Raw genomic sequence first — 2,473 nt, 5'->3', positions numbered from 1 at the left:
GAAAGCGTTGACCCTTCTATAGCAAAAGAAGTCACAAAAGACCTGAAACAAGCTTACATTCACGCGAAAGAAAAGCTTCTTTCTAATAAATCATCTTCACATGAAGCGATTCCTTATATAATATCCGTTACAGGTGAATCCCTATGCTTTGAAAATACAGAGGTTATACAATGAAACACTTAAACTATATTACTCTTTTTTCCTTCCTACTTCTTTTAAACACAGCATTTTCTGGTGATGAAATCGGAGGTGGTGGTGGGATGGACCACTCTCTCCCCCCAGAAGAAGTTATTGAAGGCCTTAATCTTGCCTTTTCAAAAAATATTATAAAAATCTCACGAAATAACTTAATAGATATTGAAATGAATGATGGCACTATTCTTTCAGATGAAGAGCTACTAGCTTTTAAAACCAACGAATTGAATACTCTTGAATTACCAAAATCAAAAATTCATTCTCTTATGCTGAGCAATGGGTCAATTATCACTTCTCATAGTCTCCTTCTATCCGAAGGAACAGCAATTGGTGGCGGGGGCTAATTAAAATACGCCACGCAAAACACAAATTATCGAAGATTTGCGTAAAACTTCGTACTTCAGTGCGGAGATATAAGCAAATGCCCTTCGGCGAGAAATCAGTGAGGCCTTTCCTGTTGCTCTATGTATTGCTTGATTATTTCCAAAGGTGCTCCACCGCAACTTCCTGCAAAGTAGCTGGGAGACCAAAGAGCTTTTCCCCATAGTTTTTTTTTAATCTCAGGGTAGTTAGATTCTCGAATATATCGTGACGAGACGCCTTTTAAAGAACCAACAAATCTTGAAAGAGCAACTTTAGGAGGATAATTCACAAGGAGGTGAACATGATCTCCTTCACCTTGAAATTCAACCAGCTCTGCTTCAAAGTCGTTGCAAACAGAGTCAAATACTTCCTTGAGATGATCAAGCACTCGAGGAGTAAAACAAACTCTTCTGTATTTTGTGACAAAGACTAAATGGGCATGAATAAGAAACGTGCAATGTCGACCATGCCTAATCTTAGGGTTCAAACGTTCTTTGATGGCCTTTTTTGAATTTAAATTGCTCATAGACTAATACATACTTTCTCTTTACCGATTGGTCAAGGTATGATAGTTTTCGCTTACAATGAATAAAATAAATTTGGCGTACAAATTCAAATTAATGACTAAACCAACTCAAGCAGAGATTTTCTCATCGTGGGCCGGAACGACTCGCTTTCTCTATAATCTTTGCCTTGAACATAGAATTCTTTCTTGGAGTCAATATCGTCTGTCTTGTAATTACTATGATCAGGCCAATGAGCTCAAAGAATTAAAAAAATGTGAAGGCTTTGAATGGATAAAAGATTCTCCAGCGCAAATACTACAACAAAGTTTAAAAGATCTAGATCGTGCGTTTAATTCTTTTTGGAAGTCAGGTTTTGGATTTCCAAAATTCAAAAAAAAGGGGCAAGGGGATAGCTTTAGATTTCCAGACTCCAAGCAGTTTTCAATAAGGAAAGTGACGAAAAGCAAGGCCTTTGTAAAGCTTCCTAAAATAGGAGAAGTTGCTTTTAGAATCTCCAGAGATATTGAAGGCAAAGTTAAAAATGCCACAGTCAAAAAAGAAGGAGATGGTTGGTACATTTGTTTTTGTTGTGAAAAAGAGATGGTGATTCCAGGAAATCACTTGCCGACTGTTGGTATTGACCGAGGAATCTCAGAGACTTTAGTTTTGAGTTCAGAGGAAGATAACTTCAAAAACCTAGAACTGACTCTTCCTAAAGTTTGTCACGAACTTCGAGAAAGGATAAAAGTTCTTCAAAAGAGGCTGAGACTAAAAAAGAACTTCTCAGAGAAATGGAAACAACTTCAGAAAAAAATCAGAAAATTACATTCAAAAATTGCCAAAATACGACATGATTTTCTTCATAAAGCATCAAGTTATATAGCAAAGAACCACAGCTATGTAACTCTTGAAGATTTGAAGATTAAGAATATGTCAAAGTCAGCAAAAGGAACACTTGAACATGTTGGTAAAAATGTTAAGGCAAAGTCGGGGCTCAATAGAGAGATTTTGTTTCAAGGTTGGGGGATCTTCGCAAATCAGTTGAAATATAAGTGTCACTGGAGTGGAGGCCATCTTGAATTAATTAACCCAAAATTCACAAGCACTCGATGTAGTGAATGCCTGTATAAAGACAAGAATAACCGCAGGAAGAAAGTCTTTGAATGTTTGAATTGTGGATACCTTGAAGACGCAGATAAGAATGCCGCAAAAAATATAGACAGGGTGGGGCGCACCCAAAGAGACAGTGGAGGTGTTGTCATTAGACAGACCTTTGAAGCTGTAACCTCTAGTTTCGCGTAAGCGACTAGGAATCACCTTCATTTATGTGGGTGAGGACGTCAATTGGTGAGTGTTGTAATATGTTCTACCTAATCTGTAATAGAAATAAAGTCTAATTTATTTCACGT

At 37.2% G+C, this 2,473-nt stretch carries 3 protein-coding genes; 2 read left to right on the top strand and 1 reads right to left on the bottom strand.

The window, feature by feature from the left end; all coding sequences use genetic code 11:
* Positions 1–170 precede the first annotated feature (170 nt).
* Positions 171–539 carry a hypothetical protein gene (locus HOL16_00190; protein MBT5389123.1) on the top strand — a complete coding sequence of 123 codons (369 nt, stop codon included), beginning with the start codon at positions 171–173 and terminating at the stop codon, positions 537–539.
* Positions 540–634: 95 nt separating this feature from the next.
* Here HOL16_00190 and tnpA read toward each other — a convergent pair whose 3' ends face one another.
* Positions 635–1,084: an IS200/IS605 family transposase gene (tnpA, locus tag HOL16_00185; GenBank protein ID MBT5389122.1), complete on the bottom strand. Its 450-nt coding sequence runs from the start codon at positions 1,082–1,084 to the stop codon at positions 635–637.
* 94 nt (positions 1,085–1,178) lie between these two features.
* On the opposite strand from tnpA, the gene tnpB reads away from it, so the two are divergent.
* On the top strand, positions 1,179–2,366 hold the full coding sequence (tnpB, locus tag HOL16_00180) for an IS200/IS605 family element transposase accessory protein TnpB (GenBank protein ID MBT5389121.1): 1,188 nt from the start codon (positions 1,179–1,181) through the stop codon (positions 2,364–2,366).
* The last annotated feature ends 107 nt before the right edge of the window (positions 2,367–2,473 follow it).

The sequence above is a fragment of the Alphaproteobacteria bacterium genome (assembly GCA_018662925.1).
Classification (GTDB): Bacteria; Pseudomonadota; Alphaproteobacteria; order 16-39-46; family JABJFC01; genus JABJFC01.
This window is presented reverse-complemented; position numbering and strand designations above follow the sequence as displayed.

What these genes read in the sequence shown, in the direction of transcription:
- HOL16_00190 (MBT5389123.1), top strand. Translation starts at nt 171, where the DNA reads ATGAAACACTTAAACTATATTACTCTTTTTTCCTTCCTACTTCTTTTA.
- tnpA (MBT5389122.1), bottom strand. Translation starts at nt 1,084, where the DNA reads ATGAGCAATTTAAATTCAAAAAAGGCCATCAAAGAACGTTTGAACCCT.
- tnpB (MBT5389121.1), top strand. Translation starts at nt 1,179, where the DNA reads ATGACTAAACCAACTCAAGCAGAGATTTTCTCATCGTGGGCCGGAACG.